Source organism: Microcella sp. (genome assembly GCF_040286215.1).
GTDB lineage: Bacteria > Actinomycetota > Actinomycetes > Actinomycetales > Microbacteriaceae > Microcella.
Genome location: NZ_JAVKCK010000006.1, coordinates 104,293 through 120,035 on the forward strand (window position 1 = coordinate 104,293; position 15,743 = coordinate 120,035).

General features: G+C 68.5%; 16 protein-coding genes and 2 tRNA genes. 6 read left to right on the plus strand and 12 right to left on the minus strand.

What is annotated here, in order from left to right; translation table 11 throughout:
- Positions 1-54 precede the first annotated feature (54 nt).
- The 4 genes from RJQ01_RS02850 to RJQ01_RS02865 all read right to left on the minus strand — a co-directional run bounded on the left by RJQ01_RS02850 (position 55) and on the right by RJQ01_RS02865 (position 4,430).
- Positions 55-1,299, minus strand: coding sequence for an ABC transporter substrate-binding protein (locus RJQ01_RS02850; RefSeq protein WP_350475197.1), 1,245 nt, complete (start codon positions 1,297-1,299; stop codon positions 55-57).
- A 65-nt stretch (positions 1,300-1,364) separates the two neighbouring features.
- On the minus strand, positions 1,365-2,252 hold the full coding sequence (locus RJQ01_RS02855; RefSeq protein ID WP_350475198.1) for a carbohydrate ABC transporter permease: 888 nt from the start codon (positions 2,250-2,252) through the stop codon (positions 1,365-1,367).
- Complete coding sequence (locus RJQ01_RS02860) at positions 2,245-3,213, minus strand: carbohydrate ABC transporter permease (protein WP_350475199.1); 969 nt, start codon at positions 3,211-3,213, stop codon at positions 2,245-2,247. The genes RJQ01_RS02855 and RJQ01_RS02860 overlap by 8 nt, the downstream gene beginning before the upstream one ends.
- Positions 3,210-4,430, minus strand: coding sequence for an ROK family protein (locus RJQ01_RS02865; RefSeq protein ID WP_350475200.1), 1,221 nt, complete (start codon positions 4,428-4,430; stop codon positions 3,210-3,212). Before RJQ01_RS02865 ends, RJQ01_RS02860 begins: the two co-directional genes overlap by 4 nt.
- A 153-nt stretch (positions 4,431-4,583) precedes the next feature.
- Between RJQ01_RS02865 and RJQ01_RS02870 the strand changes: the two genes are divergently transcribed.
- The gene (locus RJQ01_RS02870) at positions 4,584-5,357 is read left to right on the plus strand and encodes a hypothetical protein (protein ID WP_350475201.1); all 774 of its coding nucleotides are present in this window, start codon (positions 4,584-4,586) and stop codon (positions 5,355-5,357) included.
- A 63-nt stretch (positions 5,358-5,420) separates the two neighbouring features.
- On the opposite strand, the gene RJQ01_RS02875 is transcribed toward RJQ01_RS02870, so the two are convergent.
- The 3 genes from RJQ01_RS02875 to clpX all read right to left on the minus strand — a co-directional run bounded on the left by RJQ01_RS02875 (position 5,421) and on the right by clpX (position 8,791).
- The gene (locus tag RJQ01_RS02875) at positions 5,421-6,752 is read right to left on the minus strand and encodes an HNH endonuclease signature motif containing protein (RefSeq protein ID WP_350475202.1); all 1,332 of its coding nucleotides are present in this window, start codon (positions 6,750-6,752) and stop codon (positions 5,421-5,423) included.
- 207 nt (positions 6,753-6,959) lie between these two features.
- Entirely contained in the window at positions 6,960-7,481 is a 522-nt protein-coding gene (locus tag RJQ01_RS02880) for a pyridoxamine 5'-phosphate oxidase family protein (RefSeq protein WP_350475203.1), read from the minus strand.
- A 29-nt stretch (positions 7,482-7,510) separates the two neighbouring features.
- Positions 7,511-8,791 carry an ATP-dependent Clp protease ATP-binding subunit ClpX gene (gene clpX, locus RJQ01_RS02885; RefSeq protein WP_350475204.1) on the minus strand — a complete coding sequence of 427 codons (1,281 nt, stop codon included), beginning with the start codon at positions 8,789-8,791 and terminating at the stop codon, positions 7,511-7,513.
- 197 nt (positions 8,792-8,988) lie between these two features.
- Between clpX and RJQ01_RS02890 the strand changes: the two genes are divergently transcribed.
- The 3 genes from RJQ01_RS02890 to RJQ01_RS02900 all read left to right on the plus strand — a co-directional run bounded on the left by RJQ01_RS02890 (position 8,989) and on the right by RJQ01_RS02900 (position 11,026).
- Entirely contained in the window at positions 8,989-9,615 is a 627-nt protein-coding gene (locus RJQ01_RS02890) for a hypothetical protein (protein ID WP_350475205.1), read from the plus strand.
- A gap of 106 nt (positions 9,616-9,721) precedes the next feature.
- Positions 9,722-10,429: a YcnI family protein gene (locus tag RJQ01_RS02895; RefSeq protein WP_350475206.1), complete on the plus strand. Its 708-nt coding sequence runs from the start codon at positions 9,722-9,724 to the stop codon at positions 10,427-10,429.
- 3 nt (positions 10,430-10,432) lie between these two features.
- Positions 10,433-11,026, plus strand: a complete 594-nt coding sequence (locus tag RJQ01_RS02900) for a copper resistance CopC family protein (protein ID WP_350475207.1) — start codon at positions 10,433-10,435, stop codon at positions 11,024-11,026.
- A 74-nt stretch (positions 11,027-11,100) separates the two neighbouring features.
- Here RJQ01_RS02900 and RJQ01_RS02905 read toward each other — a convergent pair whose 3' ends face one another.
- From RJQ01_RS02905 to RJQ01_RS02915, 3 genes are all read right to left on the minus strand, one after another.
- Entirely contained in the window at positions 11,101-11,760 is a 660-nt protein-coding gene (locus RJQ01_RS02905; RefSeq protein ID WP_350475208.1) for an ATP-dependent Clp protease proteolytic subunit, read from the minus strand.
- A 19-nt stretch (positions 11,761-11,779) separates the two neighbouring features.
- Positions 11,780-12,370, minus strand: a complete 591-nt coding sequence (locus RJQ01_RS02910) for an ATP-dependent Clp protease proteolytic subunit (protein WP_350475209.1) — start codon at positions 12,368-12,370, stop codon at positions 11,780-11,782.
- 86 nt (positions 12,371-12,456) lie between these two features.
- The gene (locus tag RJQ01_RS02915; RefSeq protein WP_350475210.1) at positions 12,457-13,044 is read right to left on the minus strand and encodes a TetR/AcrR family transcriptional regulator; all 588 of its coding nucleotides are present in this window, start codon (positions 13,042-13,044) and stop codon (positions 12,457-12,459) included.
- A 96-nt stretch (positions 13,045-13,140) separates the two neighbouring features.
- Between RJQ01_RS02915 and RJQ01_RS02920 the strand changes: the two genes are divergently transcribed.
- On the plus strand, positions 13,141-13,935 hold the full coding sequence (locus RJQ01_RS02920; protein WP_350475211.1) for an SDR family NAD(P)-dependent oxidoreductase: 795 nt from the start codon (positions 13,141-13,143) through the stop codon (positions 13,933-13,935).
- A 60-nt stretch (positions 13,936-13,995) separates the two neighbouring features.
- Here RJQ01_RS02920 and tig read toward each other — a convergent pair whose 3' ends face one another.
- Positions 13,996-15,321: a trigger factor gene (gene tig, locus RJQ01_RS02925; RefSeq protein WP_350475212.1), complete on the minus strand. Its 1,326-nt coding sequence runs from the start codon at positions 15,319-15,321 to the stop codon at positions 13,996-13,998.
- 35 nt (positions 15,322-15,356) lie between these two features.
- Positions 15,357-15,433, minus strand: a tRNA-Pro gene (locus tag RJQ01_RS02930).
- 161 nt (positions 15,434-15,594) lie between these two features.
- Here RJQ01_RS02930 and RJQ01_RS02935 point away from each other — a divergent pair.
- Positions 15,595-15,665 (plus strand) — tRNA-Gly (locus tag RJQ01_RS02935).
- The last annotated feature ends 78 nt before the right edge of the window (positions 15,666-15,743 follow it).

Genomic DNA, 15,743 nt, shown 5'->3' on the forward strand with positions numbered 1-15,743 from the left:
AACCCGAAAACTCTCGGAGCCCCACCGGTCGGGGTGGAACGAACAGGAAGGCGATCAGCCGCCGATGACGGCGTTGATGCGCTCCTCAGCACTCGCGAGGGCATCGGCGACCGACTTGCGTCCGGCCTGCGCCTCGATGAGCTCCTCCGTGATGATGTCCTGCATCTCCTGCTGGCCGTTCTCGACCAGCGGGGTCAAGGCGATGCCGTCCAGCGAGTCGAAGACCGCCTGGCGGTTGGCCGGCGAGCCCTTCTCGAGGTAGACGGCCAGCTGCGCCTCGTCGCTGATCGGCGGCAGCTCCCAGCCGGAGTCGAGACGCACGTCCACCATCGTCTGCGACGACGTGAGGAACTCGGCCCACAGGGTGGCCGCCTCGATGCTCTCAGCGTTCGCCGACACGCCCACGGCGTTCGAGAACACGGCGCTCGCCTGCGTGCCGTTGTCCGGCTCCACCGCGATGTCCCATGCGAAGGGCACGTCGGCGACGGCGCCGAACACCCAGATGCCGGTGTGCATCATGCCCAGCTTGCCCTCGACGAACAGGTTCGTGTCGAAGTCGGGCGAGCCCTGGCCCTGCTCGATCGTCGGCATGACGGTGCCGCTCTTCGAGGTGAGCCACTCGGCCGCTTCGATACCGCCGGGCGTGTTGAAGGCCACGGCCGTGCCGTCGGCGGTGAGGAACGACTCGCCGTTCTGCTCGAGCACCTTGTAGAACTCGTAGAAGGAGACCGGCTGGTGGCTGCCCCAGATGCCGTCGCCGAGCGCCGTGATCGCCTCCGCAGCGGCCCGCTCGTCGTCCCACGTCCAGTCGGCGCTCGGGTACTCGAGGCCGGCCTGGTCGAAGAGGTCGGCGTTGTAGTAGAGCACGACGGCCGAGAAGGAGCTCGGCAGACCGTAGCTCACGCCGTCCACCGAGTACGCGTCGAGGAGCGACTCGCGGTACGCGCCGGGGTTCGAGACCTCGAGCGGTGCGAGTGCTCCGCTCGCGGCGAGCTGCGGGAAGAAGTCGTAGTTGGTGTCCACGACATCGGCGATGGTGCCCGCAGCGAGATCGGTCTGCAAGGTCGTGAAGTAGTCGGCGTACGGCAGGGTCGTGACGTCGATCGTGATGCCGGGATTCTCGACCTCGAACGCCTCGACGATGAGGTCGAGGTTTTCCTCGTTGCCTCCTGCCGAGATGAAGTTGCTGTAGGTGACGACGACATCGTCGCCACCCTCAGCGGCGGGCTCGCTCGCGCATCCCGCGAGGATGAGTGCTGCCGCGGCGGTGACGCCGACGGCGGTGAGTGTGCGCTTCATGTGAGTGCTGTCTCCTATCGGATTGTTGGGGTGGTGCGGTGGGTGGATACGGATGACCTCGGGGCCTACTTGATTCCCGAGCTTGCGACGCCCTGGATGACGTACTTCTGGGCGAAGATGTAGAGCGCGAGCATCGGGATGATGCTCACGACAGAGCCGGCCATGACGACGTCCCAGGCCGTGGTGTACTGCCCCTGGAGCGCGGCGAGCGCGATCGGCAAGGTCTGCAGCTCGGCGTCGCGCAGCACGATGAGCGGCCACAGGAAGCTGTTCCAGCTGCCCATGAAGGCGAAGATCGTGAGCGTCGCGAGCGCCGGGCGGATGTTGGGGATGATGATCTGCCAGAAGATGCGGAAGTGTCCGGCACCGTCGAGGGTCGCCGCCTCGTCGAGCTCTCGCGGCACCTGGTTGATCGCCTGCCGCAGCAGGAAGATGCCGAAGGCCGCCGCGAATGTCGGCAGGAGCGCGCCGAGATAGGTGTTGATGAGCCCGAACGCCTTGATCTGCGCGAACAGCGGAACGACGAGAACCTGCAGCGGAATCATCATCGTCGCGAGGTAGACGGCGAACACGATGCCGCGACCTCGGAACGGCAGCCGGCTGAAGGCATAGGCCGCGGTGGCGCTCGTGAACAGCTGCGCGACGGTCGTCGCGGTCGCGAGGAAGAAGCTGTTCGCCACGACCCGAGCGAACGGCCGCTCGGTGAAGAGCGTCTCGTACCCGTTCAGCGACGGGTTCTCGGGCCAGAGACTCGGCTCCGTCGACAGGCCGACGCCGTCGGAGAGCGATGTCACGACCGTCCACAGGAACGGGAAGAACATGAGCGCAGCGCCGAGGATCACGACGGCGTGCAGGAGGACCCCTCCGACGGATGCCCTGCGCCGGGCATCCGCGCTCGTCCGATCGGACCTCTCCCCCGCGCCGCGGCGGTCGAGCGAGCGCGCCTCAGCCATAGTGCACCCACCTCTTCTGACCGATGACCTGCACGAGAGTCACCGCGAGGATGACGGCGAACAGCATCCACGAAAGGGCAGAGGCCTCACCAGCCTGGCCGTAGCGGAACGTCAGGTCGTAGATCTGCTGCACGACCACCTGCGTGGAGCCGGCCGGACCGCCGCCCGTCATCGCGTACACCTGGTCGAAGACCTGGAAGCCGTTGATGAGGGAGATGACGACGACGAAGAACGTGCTCGGGCTCAGCATGGGCAGAGTCACGCTCACGAGACGTCGCCATGCCCCGGCGCCGTCGACCTTCGCGGCGTCGTACAGGTCGGGATTGATCGCCTGCAGGCCGGCGAGAAGGATCACCATGACGAAGCCGAGATCCTTCCAGGCGCTCGCGAGGATGATCGACGGCATCGCCCACGCCGGGTCAGTCCACCAACCGGGGCCGTCGATGCCGAACCAGGCGAGCACAGCGTTGACGACGCCGTTGGCGGGGTTGAGCAGCCAGCGCCACACGATCGCGACGACGATCCAGCTCGTGACGACGGGCAGGAAGTAGATGCCGCGCCAGAACGCGCGACCCTTCAGCGCACGATTGAGGGCGAGGGCGAGCAAAAGACCGCCGATGTAGACGAGAGGCAGGTAGCCGACGATGTAGTACAGCGTGTGCGCGAAGACTTCCCCGGTCTCGCCCTCGCTGATCAGTCGGGCGAAGTTGTCGAGCCCCACCCACTGCATGGGGGTGATGAGGTTCCACTCGTGCAGGCTGATCCACGCCGCAGCCACCATGGGGCCGAGCACGAAGAGGGCCAGGGGGATGGCGCTCGGCAGCAGGAAGGCGAGCACAGTGAGCGTGTAGGTGAAGCGGGTGCGGCGCGACCGGACGGGTCGCCGGACGCCCGCGGCCGGAGTGCGCTCGGGCCCCGGGGACCGGTCGAGCAGGCTCGTCTGCAGGGTAGAGGTGCTCACGGCGTCGCCTCGGGAGGCGCTGCCTGCTGCACGAGGCGGCGGCGCACGAGGTCGCCCTGCTCGCCCATGGAGCCGTCGGCATCGAACGGGGTCGCGAGCACGAGCGTCGCGGCGCCCTGCGCCCAGCTGTCGTCCTGCCATGATTCGACGGCGATCGGCACTCCGCGGCGGGACGGGATGAGGGCGGCCCGGAACGCCGGCTCGAAGCCGTAGGACCAGTGCGTCCAGTCTGCGGTGCCCTCACCGAGAAGGATCACGACCTCGGGGTCGAGCACGTGCACGAGGCCGGCGAGAGTGCGGCCGAGGAGGTGACCGGCTTCGCTGAAGACTGCGGTAGCGCGATCATCACCCGAGTCCGCAGCATCCCGCAGTGCCTCAATACCGGCCGCGGCGCCGATGATGCCGCGATCGCGGGCGATGCGCACGAGGGCCTCCTCGCTGAGGAACGTCTCCAGACAGCCGTGGTTGCCGCACGAGCACAGGGGGCCGTCGTCCCGCACGGGAGTGTGGCCGATCTCGCCCGCTCCCCCGCGAGAGCCGCGCAGGATCACGCCGTCGACGACGATCGCGGCGCCGACTCCGGTGCCGATCGTGACGACGAGGAAGCTGTCGTGGCGGCGACCAAGGCCGTAGAGGCGCTCGGCCATGGCGAGGGCGTTGACGTTGTTCTCCACGAGGACGGGAAGGCCGAGCTCGCGCCGCAGGCTCTCCCCTATAGGGGCGTGGGTCCAGCCCAGTTGGGTCGAGTCGACTACGCCCTCGCCCTGTCGGTCCACGTCGCCGGGCACGCCGACGCCGACGCCGAGGATGGGAGTGTCGGCCCCGCCCTCGATGAACCGGCGCAGCAGCTCGACGAGCTTTGCGAGCATCGTGGTCGCCGAGGCATCGAAGGGCTCGCTCGCGGTGCGCAGCACAGCGCCGTCGATGCCCACCTCGACGAAGGCGACGTGGTCAGCGGCGACCTTGACGCCGACGGCGCGACCGGCGCTCGCGACGAGCCCGAGCATGCGGGCGGGCCGGCCCCCCTGCGATGGCTGGTGGGCGAGCTCGCGCAGGAGTCCGTCGGCCAGCAGGTCCTTGGTCAGCTGGGTCATGAGCGCGGGAGAGAGACTGAGTGCACGGGCCAGCTCAGCGCGCGATGCGGGGCCGTGTGCACCGAGGTGCGCCAAGATCGCGGAGCGATTGACGTCGGTGCGAGCCATCGGGCGGAGCGCCATTGATTCCCCTTACTTCAGGACTAAACAAACCATAGAATGAAGTACCGAAGTATGTCAAGCGGCGCCGCACTGCCGGCGTCAGGGCCCCATACGCGCAGGCCCACCGGCAGCGTTGCCGTGGCAGCGCCTACCCACCCCACCTGAGGAGATCCCATGACCGCCAGCACGCGCGAGCGCTTCGAGCAGTACCTGTGGACGGTGCGCGACCGGCTCGCTGGCGACGACCGCATTCTCGGGCTCGTCGGCATGGGCTCCACCGCCGAGAGGCATCGCGTCGATGAGTGGAGCGACCACGATCTGGCGATCATCACCTCCCCCGGGTCTCAGGACGAGGTGCGGCACGAGCGGTGGTGGCTGCCCGACGCCGATCGGATTGTGCTGGACGTCATCGAGTGGCACGGCGGAGGCACGCTCGTGTTCGACGACGGGCGCGTCATCGAGTTCGGGGTCGCGAGCCCCGATGAGCTCTCCGTATGGAGCGTGCACCACCATGATGTGCTGTTCGACCGCGGTGGCGTCGCCGAGGCGGTCGCACGGGCGATCGCGCGCTCACCGCGCAACAGGAATGCCTCCCTCGCCGACGAGCTCGCGCTCGTCGTTGCCAAGGTGCACCTCGGTGCGGGGAAGGCTCGTCGTGGCGAGACTCTCGCCGCATCCGCGCTGCTCAGGGGCGACGCCGTCACGCACCTGCTCACGGCAGTCGCCGTGCTCTCCCCCGAGGACGATCGTGCCGACCGTCTCGACCCGCGGCGTCGGCTCAACCTGACCCACCCTGACCTGGCCGTTTCTCTCAGCAACGCTCTCAGGCTCGAGGAGGTCTCGCTCGCACGCCGCCTGCTCGATCTCGGGGAATCGCTCGCGGGCGACTGCCCCGAGTTCCCTCATGCAGCGCTGGCCGCGGTGCGCACCAAGCACGGCTGGGCATAGTGGGCGCGCCCGATCGCGGCGCGCACCGCACGGTGCCGGTCGCCTGACGGGCGGACGTTCGCACTACGCAGTGGCACGCAGGTCGCGCTCTGGCCGCGTCATGTACTCGCGACCGCTCGGAGCTCGCCACTGGAGCAGGCCGTCACCCGCGTGGCGCACCGTCCACCGCGTGTGGTGCTTGAGTCGATGATGCGAGCGGCACAGATGCGCGAGATTGTCGTGGTCGGACCGGCCGCCGTGCTGCCAGTCGATCGTATGGTCGAGGTCGGAGGACGATGCGCTACGTCCGCAACCGGGAAACCGGCACGTGCCGTCGCGCACTCTCAGCCAGAGCTTCAGATCCGCCGGCACCGCGTATCGATCGCGCCCGACCGACAGAACCGCGCCCGTCTCCGGATGAGTGAGGAGTCGCGTGAATGACGGAGCATGTGCCGCGAGTCGACGGGCGGTCTGGTCGTCGATCGGACCGTAGCCCTCGAGCTCGGCAGGCGTATCGGACACTGTGCCGCCCGAGCGGTCGAGGAGCGTGAGAACGGGCACCGTCACGAGAACCTGCGCGCGAACACCGTACCCGAGCGCCGTTTCGACCACGACGCCGTCGACCAGGAGGTCGGCGAGAACATCGGCGCGCCGCTGCGCGAGGGTGCGGCCGTCACCGGCGGCGTGGGATGCGGCGGCCGCCGACTCGGCAGACCGCGATTCTGCGCCCCTGGAGTCCGCGCTCGGGTGGGCCTCGCCCGTCTCGAGTGTCCGTGCGATGCGCGTGAGCCGCGCGTAGATGCCCTGCGCCTGCTCAGCGGGCAGATAGGCGGTCAGCCACGCCATGCCGTCGCGCGCTGATTCGACTGCCACGTGCCGTGACTGCGCGGCTTCAGCGCGACGCGCATCGATGGAGTCAGGGTGCACCCGCTCGCGGATCACCCGCGCGCGCTGCCGAAACCGCTCGGGGGTGCGGGTCTCGGCCGCGGGCAGCGCCGCGGCCTCGAAGTCGGCGCGAACCTCGACGGGGAGCGACCACGCCTGGTCGATGAGTATGGAGGCGTGACGATACGTGATGCGCCCGTCGGCGAGGGCCTGACGGGTGAGGGGAAGGTCGGCGTGCAGCGTACGCGCCTGCTCCAGCAGCGTGGTCGCGGCTCGCTCTGAGACCCGCAACACAGCAGCGAGCTCGGTGGCGGTAGTGCGCTGGGCCACGACCTCCGGACTCCAGCCCGCTGCACCACTCGATGAGCCGCCGGCACCCTCGACGTGCGAGATGAGCGCGCTCACGTCAGCGACGAGCGCGGCTCTGCGCACCGCGATGCGCGCCTCACGAACCTCGAGCTCGATGAGCTCGTCGAGCAACGTCTCGAGACGCGAGTCGCTCGCGTTGCGCTCCGCCACGGTCATCGTCATGCTCTCATTCCAGCACCGACCACCGACATTCCCCCTCGGCACGGGCGCCGTCGACGCGCGTGCGTGGACGAATGCTCGCGATGCGCAGGTGCCCAGTGCGCCCCCTGCGCTCGAGCACGCAGTCTCGAGCGCGCGACGTGCCCCGGTAAGCGGGGCCGGGCGTGCGGTCCGGGCACCGACCGCATGCGTCTTGCCCGTGCCGCAGTGTCAGCGTGCGGGATACCAGTGCCGCACGTGCCGGCGGTCGGCGCGAGCCTGCCAGAACTCAACCTCGGTGGGCTGCAACGCCCACGCGGCCCAGTCGTGGTTGTGCGGCTCAGTGACGGCGGGGCGGGCCGCCCAGTCGGCGGCGGCGACCTCGCTGGGCAGCTCTTCGACCTCCCCGGTCACGCGCACCTGCCGGCCACGCTGCGGCCAGTAGAAGGTCAACGCAGCGAAAGGGTTGGCTGCCAGGTCGATGCCTTTTCGTGTCGACCGCGCGCCGGCGAACACCCACTGGCCTTCTGTGAGGTCCTTGAGGATGAGGGTGCGCGCTGTCACGTGACCGGTGGGGCCGGCCGTGGAGAGCGTGCAAGCGTGCGGTTGATGCACGCCGAAGTGCAAGGCCTCGTCCAGCCAATCGACGAAGAGGACTTCGGCCGAAGCGGGCGCCATGGTTGGGTCGAAGGTCGGCAGATCGTCGGGAAAGTCGGGCAGGGCGCGCAACCTGTCGCGCATCGACTCGCTCATGGCGTCAGCGTAGTCGCGCCACCTGCGAACTACGCCGACTTCTCGCGGCGCTGAGCCGAGCGGCGCGGCACGATCGTCGGCGCCGCGTTTTCCATGACCGCCTCGCGGGTCACGACGACACGGCCGACCTCGTCGCTCGAGGGCACCTCGAACATGATCGGCCCGAGCACCTCTTCGAGGATCGCGCGCAGGCCACGAGCACCGGTCTGCCGCAGCACGGCGAGATCGGCGATCGCGTCGAGCGCGTCGGGGGTGAACTCGAGCTCGACGCCGTCGATCTCGAACATGCGCTGGTACTGCCGCACGAGAGCGTTCTTGGGCGCGGTGAGGATCTCGATCAGTGCGGTGCGGTCGAGCGGCGTCACGGTCGTGACCACGGGCAGGCGACCGATGAACTCGGGGATGAGCCCGAACTTGTGCAGATCTTCCGGCAGCACCTCGCTGAAGAGGTTCTTCTCCTCAGCCTTGTCGTGCAGCGGGGCGCCGAAGCCGATGCCACGCTTGCCGGCCCGCTGACTGATGATGTCCTCCAGCCCGGCGAACGCGCCAGCGACGATGAACAGCACGTTCGTCGTGTCGATCTGGATGAACTCCTGGTGCGGATGCTTGCGCCCGCCCTGCGGGGGCACGCTCGCCACGGTGCCCTCGAGGATCTTGAGCAGCGCCTGCTGCACCCCTTCACCCGAGACATCGCGCGTGATGGAGGGGTTCTCGGCCTTGCGGGCGATCTTGTCGACCTCGTCGATGTAGATGATGCCCGTCTCGGCACGCTTGACGTCGAAGTCGGCGGCCTGCAGAAGCTTCAGGAGAATGTTCTCGACGTCCTCCCCGACGTAGCCCGCCTCCGTCAGGGCGGTCGCATCGGCCACCGCGAAGGGCACGTTCAGCCGCTTCGCGAGGGTCTGCGCGAGATAGGTCTTGCCGCACCCGGTGGGGCCGATAAGCAGAATGTTGCTCTTGGCGATCTCCACCTCATCGGCCAGCTGGTCGGCCGAGGTGAGCGACTGCCCGGCCCGAATGCGCTTGTAGTGGTTGTAGACCGCCACGGAGAGCGAGCGCTTGGCTGCCTCCTGCCCGATGACGTACTCGCCGAGGAAGTCGTAGATCTCTCGAGGCTTCGGCAGTTCGAACTCGGCCGCCTCGTTCTCGTTCGACTCAGCGAGGCGCTCTTCGATGATCTCGTTGCACAGCTCGACGCACTCGTCGCAGATGTACACGCCGGGGCCAGCGATGAGCTGCTGCACCTGCTTCTGGCTCTTTCCGCAGAAGGAGCACTTGAGCAGGTCGGCGCTTTCTCCGATGCGGGCCATGAGGCCCCCCTTCCCATGCGTGCGTGTACCGAGCCTAACCCGCGGTACCGACGATGTGCGCGCACCTCTCCCCGCCAGGGTGTCGCACGCGCCGCGGCCCTCGGCGCGGCTCGGTCCGCATCGCGACCCGTCGCCACCACCCAGGTCTCCGAATGCTGAGCAGAACCACAAGCCTGGTCACCTAGTCTGGAGCCCTCATGAGCACCCACGATCGCCTCGCCGCGCGACGCAGTCGCGTGGCCGCGTCGTGGCTCGTCGGGGTCGTCGCGACCGTCACCGCCGCCACCGCTCACGCGCTCGGGGGCGGGGGCACTCCGTCGATCGCGGCTCTGGCGACGGCACTCGTGACCTCGGGCCTCGTCGGCATGCTCGTCATCGGTGCGCGACCGTCGAGCCCGCGCATCCTCATCGGTGTCGCGATCGATCAGGCGATCTTCCACAGTCTTTTCTCTTTCTTCGCGGCGGCAGGCGCCAGCGGAACGGCCCTCGGAGTGGTCGGCTCTCACGCGGCGCACGGCGCTCCGTTGTCCCTCGTCGCGCCCGCGACGGCGGCGCACCATACCGCCTCCGGGCCGATGGTGTTCACCCACATCGCGGCCGGTGCTGCCGCGTTCCTTCTGGTGCGCTTCGGTCTCGGGGCACTCGCCCGCGCGCTCCGCACGCTCGCCCTGCGGGTCGCCGCCGCGCTGCGGGATGCTCCCGCCGTGGTGCCGCTGCCCCGTGCCCCGCGCTTCGCGCCCGCGGCGCCCATCGTGCCGCCGCTCGGCGGAATCCTCGAGCGTCTCGAACTGCGGCGCGGCCCGCCCGCTCACGCCGCCGTCTGACGCGGCACCCGCAACAAAACACTCTTCCCGGCGCCTCACGCGCTCACGACCGTGCCGTCGTGCACAGCCGAGCGCGCGCCTTTCGACTCTCAGCTAAGGACACACCATGAAGAACCGCACCCGCATCACCGCCGCCGCCCTTGCGGGCGGCCTGCTCGCTCTCGCCGCACCCGTCGCCGCGCAGGCGCACGTCACGGCGACCGCCACGAGCGACTCCGCAGGCTCCTACACCGTCGTCACCTTTTCCGTGCCGCACGGCTGCGATGGATCGCCCACACAGATCGTGACGATCGATATCCCCGAGTCGATCCCGAGCGTCACACCGACCGTCAACCCGCTGTGGAGCGTCGAGAAGGTCATGGTGCCGCTCGAGGAGCCGCTCGAGGCGGCCGAGGGCGCCGAGCCGGTCACGGAGCGCATCGGCCAGGTCGTCTACACCTCGACCACCGGGGGCCTCGCGGATGGATTCCGTGACTCGTTCGCGCTCTCCCTGCGCCTGCCCGATGGAGCACCCGGCGACACGGTGGAGTTCCCCGTCACCCAGACCTGCGACGAGGGCACGGCGGTGTGGGAGGGCGAGGATGTTCCGCTGGTGACCCTTGCAGCCTCCACGGGCGACGGGCACAGTCACGGAGACGACACGGAGATGGCGATGGCCGAGACGGCCAGCACGGAGACCGACGCTGTCGCGAGCACCACGCAGCCCGACGTGCTGGCGCGCGTGCTCGGAGCGCTCGGCATCCTGGTCGGCGCCGGAGGCCTCACCGCGGCGATCCTCGCCCGTCGTAGCGCGCGCACGACCGCGGAGCAGTAGGCCGTGCGACGCGCCTCCGCTCCCCTGGCAGCTCTCGGGCTGGGCCTCGCCGTCGTGGCGGGGCCCGCCCTGCCCGCCTCGGCGCACAACTCTGTCGTGTCGACCACACCTGAGGCTGGCGAGACCCTCACCGAGGTTCCCGAGTTCTTCGTCGTGACAACGAACGAGGCACTGCTCGACGTGGGGGGCGAGGGCGCGGGCTTCGCGATTCAGGTGACCGACGAGGCCGGGCTCTACTACGGCGACGGCTGCGTCGACGTCGGTGGGCCTTCCCTGTCGACGCGCGGCGCGCTCGGCGGGGCCGGCGAGTACACGATGGCCTTCCAGTACGTCTCCGCTGACGGTCACACGCTCTCCGACACGCTCGCGTTCCGCTACGAGCCCGAGCCCGGCGCGGAGGTCGGCACGGGGTCACCCGTCGCTCCCGAGTGCGGTGCGACTGCCGCGACGCCCACCGACGGCGAGCCAGCAACCGCAGTACCCGGAGACGAGTCGCAGGCTGTGCTCGGCGCGGCCGCTGCGATCGGCGTCGGCGTGGTGCTGCTCGGGGGCATCGCGGCGGTCGCCGTGTGGCTCGCCCGACGACGGCGCGCCTGAACCGGCACGCACGACGACGCGAGCCCCGCATCCCGAGACGGGGATGCGGGGCTCGCGTGCGCAGCGCCGCCTCGTTACGAGGCGAGGGCCGGCAGGTTCTTGCGGCTCGTGAGCACCTGGTCGATGAGACCGTATTCGAGCGCCTCCTGAGCGATGAGGATCTTGTCGCGGTCGATGTCTTTGTTGACCTGCTCGACGGTCTTGTTGGAGTGCTTGGAGAGCGTCTCCTCCAGCCACTCGCGCAGGCGGGCGATCTCGCGCGCCTGAATCTCGATGTCGCTCGCCTGGCCACGACCGGCGTCGCCGGTGGCGGGCTGGTGGATGAGCACGCGCGCGTTGGGCAGGGCCAGGCGCTTGCCAGGCGAACCGGCGGCGAGCAGCACGGCGGCCGCTGACGCGGCCTGGCCCAGCACGACCGTCTGGATCTCCGGTCGGATGTACTGCATCGTGTCGTAGATCGCCGTCATGGCCGTGAACGAGCCGCCGGGGCTGTTGATGTACATGACGATGTCGCGGTCGGGGTCTTGCGACTCGAGCACGAGCAGCTGCGCCATGACGTCATCGGCCGAGGCGTCGTCGACCTGCACGCCGAGGAAGATGATGCGGTCTTCGAAGAGCTTCGCGTACGGGTCCTGACGTTTGTAGCCGTAGGCGGTGCGCTCTTCAAAGCTGGGGAGGATGTAGCGGCTGCTCGGCATGGCGGGCTGGCCTGCGGAGAAAGTGGGCGTTTCCATGGGGTTCCGTTTCCGTCCTTTACTTGCCGTGCTCGGTGCCGCCGCCGCCGACGACGTCGCTCGCCGAGGCGCGGATGTGGTCGACGAACCCGTATTCGAGGGCCTGCTGCGCGCTGAACCAGCGGTCGCGGTCGCCGTCCTTGTTGATCTGCTCGACCGTCTTGCCGGTCTGCTCGGCGGTGATCTCGGCGAGGCGCGTCTTCATGTCATTGATGAGTTGCGCCTGCGTCTGGATGTCGCTGGAGGTGCCGCCGAAACCGCCGTGCGGCTGGTGCAGCAGCACTCGAGCGTTGGGCGTGATGTAGCGCTTGCCCTTCGTGCCGGAGGTCAGCAGCAGCTGACCCATCGACGCCGCCATGCCGATGCCGACGGTGACGATGTCGTTGGGCACGAACTGCATCGTGTCGTAGATCGCCATGCCCGCCGTGACGGAGCCGCCGGGAGAGTTGATGTAGAGATAAATGTCTTTGTCAGGGTCCTCCGCAGCGAGCAAGAGCAGCTTCGCGGCGATCTCGTTGGCGTTCTCATCGCGCACCTCTGATCCCAGCCAGATGATGCGGTCCTTGAGCAGTCGGTCAAAAACACTGTTGGGCAGTGTCGGTTCGGCCATGGGGGGAGCTCCTGTTCGTCTCGTGCTTCGAATCTACGCGAGGCGGCACGCGCATTCTGGCGTGTTCGCCGTGGGCAGAGTTCGCGTCATCCCCCGGCTGGAACGATGGCGTGCGCGACTCGCTCGATGTCGTCCTCCAGAGACCGCGGCCACTCCAGGGCGGGCTTGTGAATGCGCAGCAGCACCAGACCGTGCACGCTTGCCCACAGCAGCATGGCATCGGCTCGAGCGCTCTCGACGTCGCCGCTGCGACTGGCGGCGACGAGGTCTCCGAGCATGCCGATAATGTCGTTCTCCGGGTCGTCGCTCCCCGTGACCCCCGCCTGCGGCGCGGTCTCGAAGATCAGCTGATACGCGCCGGGGTGCGCGATGCCCCACCGCGCGTATCGGCGTCCGATGGCGACGATGTGCTCTCGGGCGGTGCCGCCCGAGTACTCCTCCAGCAGTGCCGAGCGCATCGACCGCAGCTGCGCATCGACCACGGCGCGCAGGAGGGCGACTTGCGAGTCGAAGTGCAGGTACACCGCCGATGGCGATACCCCGCAGGCCCGCGCCACCGCGCGCAGGGAGGGCAGCGCGACGGGCTGGGCGCTCGTGAGCATGGCGCTCGCGGAGGCGACGAGCTGGGCGCGCAACTGCTCGCCGGTGCCCCGCGGATTGGGTGATCGAGTCATGCCTGCGCTCCCCCCGACAAAGTAGGTGTACATGTGTCAACCTAATGGGAGAACACCTGTTCATCTTACTCATTCGCATCCGAGAGGAACCCCACTATGACCGTCGACTACCGAGGAACGACCGCCCTCATCACCGGAGCGAGCTCGGGGCTCGGCGCAGAGTTCGCGCGGCAGCTCGCCCGACGAGGCGCGAACGTCGTGCTCGTGGCACGACGCCTCGATCGGCTGACTCAGCTCGCCGCCGAGCTGCACGAGGAGCACGGCATCACCGCGACCCCGCTCGAAGCCGACCTCGTCGAGCCAGGCGCGGTCGACCGCGTCGTCGCGACCGTGACCGAGCGCGGCCTGACCATCTCGAGTCTCGTCAACAACGCGGGCTTCGGCACGCGTGGACGATTCGACGAGGAGGACCCTGCACGTATCCACGAGGAGATCACGCTCAACGTCACCGCCCTAGTCGACCTCACGCGGGCGCTCCTCCCCGGTCTGTACAGCGCCGGCCGCGGCTCGCTCATCACGGTCGCCAGCACGGCGGCCTACCAGCCCGTGCCCTACATGGCCGTCTACGGCGCGACGAAGGCCTTCGTGCTCAGCTTCACCGAGGCCCTGTGGGTCGAGGCTCAGGGCACCGGGTTGCGCGTGCTCGCGCTCTCCCCCGGCGCGACGCGCACAGAGTTCTTCGACATCGCTGGCGAATCCGCGCGCGTGGGCGCTTTTCGCGAACCGCGAGACGTGGTCGCGGCAGCCCTGCGCAAGCTGGACGGTCGCAATCCCGGGCCGAGCATGATCGACGGAGCCCGCAATCGCGCTACAGCGATCTCGACTCGACTGATGCGGCGTCGCGGCGTCGCCGCTCTCACCGGCCGCATCATGGCGCCCGACCAGGAATGAGGTACAGGATGCACGAGGGGCCCGGCACCTGCGGCGCCGGGCCCCTCGTGACGGGTGCCGCTAGTGGTCGTGGCCCTCGTGCTCGCCGCCGTCAGCCACCGGTGCGGTCGCCGCTGCCGTGAACGCACTGAGGTCGACCGTCGTGCCCTTCGTGTCGACGACCGTCACCTTGCTGAGCGCGACCGAGAGGGCCTTGGAGCGAGCGACCTCACCGACCATGCCGGGAATCTGCCCGTTCTGGTCGAGAATCTTGATGAACTCGCCGGGCTCCATGTTGTACTGCTGGGCGCCCTGGATGAGGTACTGGGTGAGTTCGTCCTGGCTGACCTTGACCTCCTCCTTCTCCGCAAGAGCGTCGAGGAAGATCTGGTTGCGGAACGTCGTGGTGGTCGACTCGGTGACCTCGGCGCGGTGCGCGTCGTCCTCGAGGCGATCCTCGTTCTCGAGGTGGCGGTGCACCTCGCCCTCGATGAGCGAGTCGGGAACGGGAATCTCCACCTGCTCGAGCATCGCGGCGAGAAGCTTGTCGCGCGCCTCGGCACCCTGGCCGAACGACTTCTGCTGGGCGAGCTGCGTGCGCAGGTCATCCTTCATCTCGGCGATCGTGTCGAACGGGCTGGCGATCTGCGCGAAGTCGTCGTCCGCCTCAGGAAGCTCGCGCTCCTTGACCGACTGGATGGTGACCTCGATCTGCGCCATCTTGCCCTCGTGGTCACCGCCGAGCAGCTGCGACTCGAAGGTGGTCGTCTCGCCCGCGGTCAGCGACTCGACAGCCTCGTCGATGCCCTCGATGAGCTCACCGGAGCCGACCTCGTAGGAGATGGAGTTGGCGGTGTCGACGGTGTTGCCCTCGACGGTCGCGACGAGGTCGATCTGCACGAAGTCGCCTGTCGCCGCGGGGCGGTCGACGGTGACGAGCGTGCCGAAGCGGCTGCGCAGGTTCTGCAGCTCCGCCTCGACCTCGTCGTCGGTGACCTCCGTCGCCTCGACCTCGATCGTGAGCCCCTCGTAGGCGGGAAGGTCGAACTCGGGCCGCACGTCGACCTCGACCTCGACCTGCAGGTCGCCGGAGAAGTCCTTCTCGCTCGGCCACTCCTTGACGTCGGCGCTCGGGCGGCCGAGGGCGCGCAGCCCCTGTTCGGCGATCGCGTCGCGGTAGAACTTGTCGAGGCCCTCGCTCACGGCGTGGTTGAGCACCTCACCGCGACCGACGCGCTGGTCGATGATGGGCGGCGGCACCTTGCCCTTGCGGAAGCCGGGAATCGTCACCGTCTCCGCGATGTGCTTGTAGGCGTGCTCGATGCTCGGCTTCAGCTCCTCCGGGCTCACCGTGATGGCGAGCTTGACGCGGGTGGGGCTGAGCTTCGTGGCCGTGGACTGAACCAAAAGGATCTCCTGAGTGTGTAGACGTCGTGTGGGCGTGGTCGGGGCGACAGGATTTGAACCTGCGGCCTCCCGCTCCCAAAGCGGGCGCTCTACCAAGCTGAGCTACGCCCCGTAACCGTGACCGTGCGGCCATGAGCGTCACGACGGGGGTCGCTCCGAAAAATGGCCTTCACGAGTCTAGCCGAGTCGGCACCCGAGACCGCCGAGAGCCGAGCTGGATACGTTAGGCTCATCCTTTGATACCGGAAGTCTCGCGGACAACCCGCCGATTTCGGGGCTGTAGCTTAGTGGTAAAGCCTCTGTCTTCCAAACAGATGATGCGAGTTCGATTCTCGTCAGCCCCTCCGTTTTTTGCCGTGATGTGCGCCGTGGTCACCACAGCCCACGCATTCTGCGCCGCGAGCGCGATCGCTCCTGAGCGG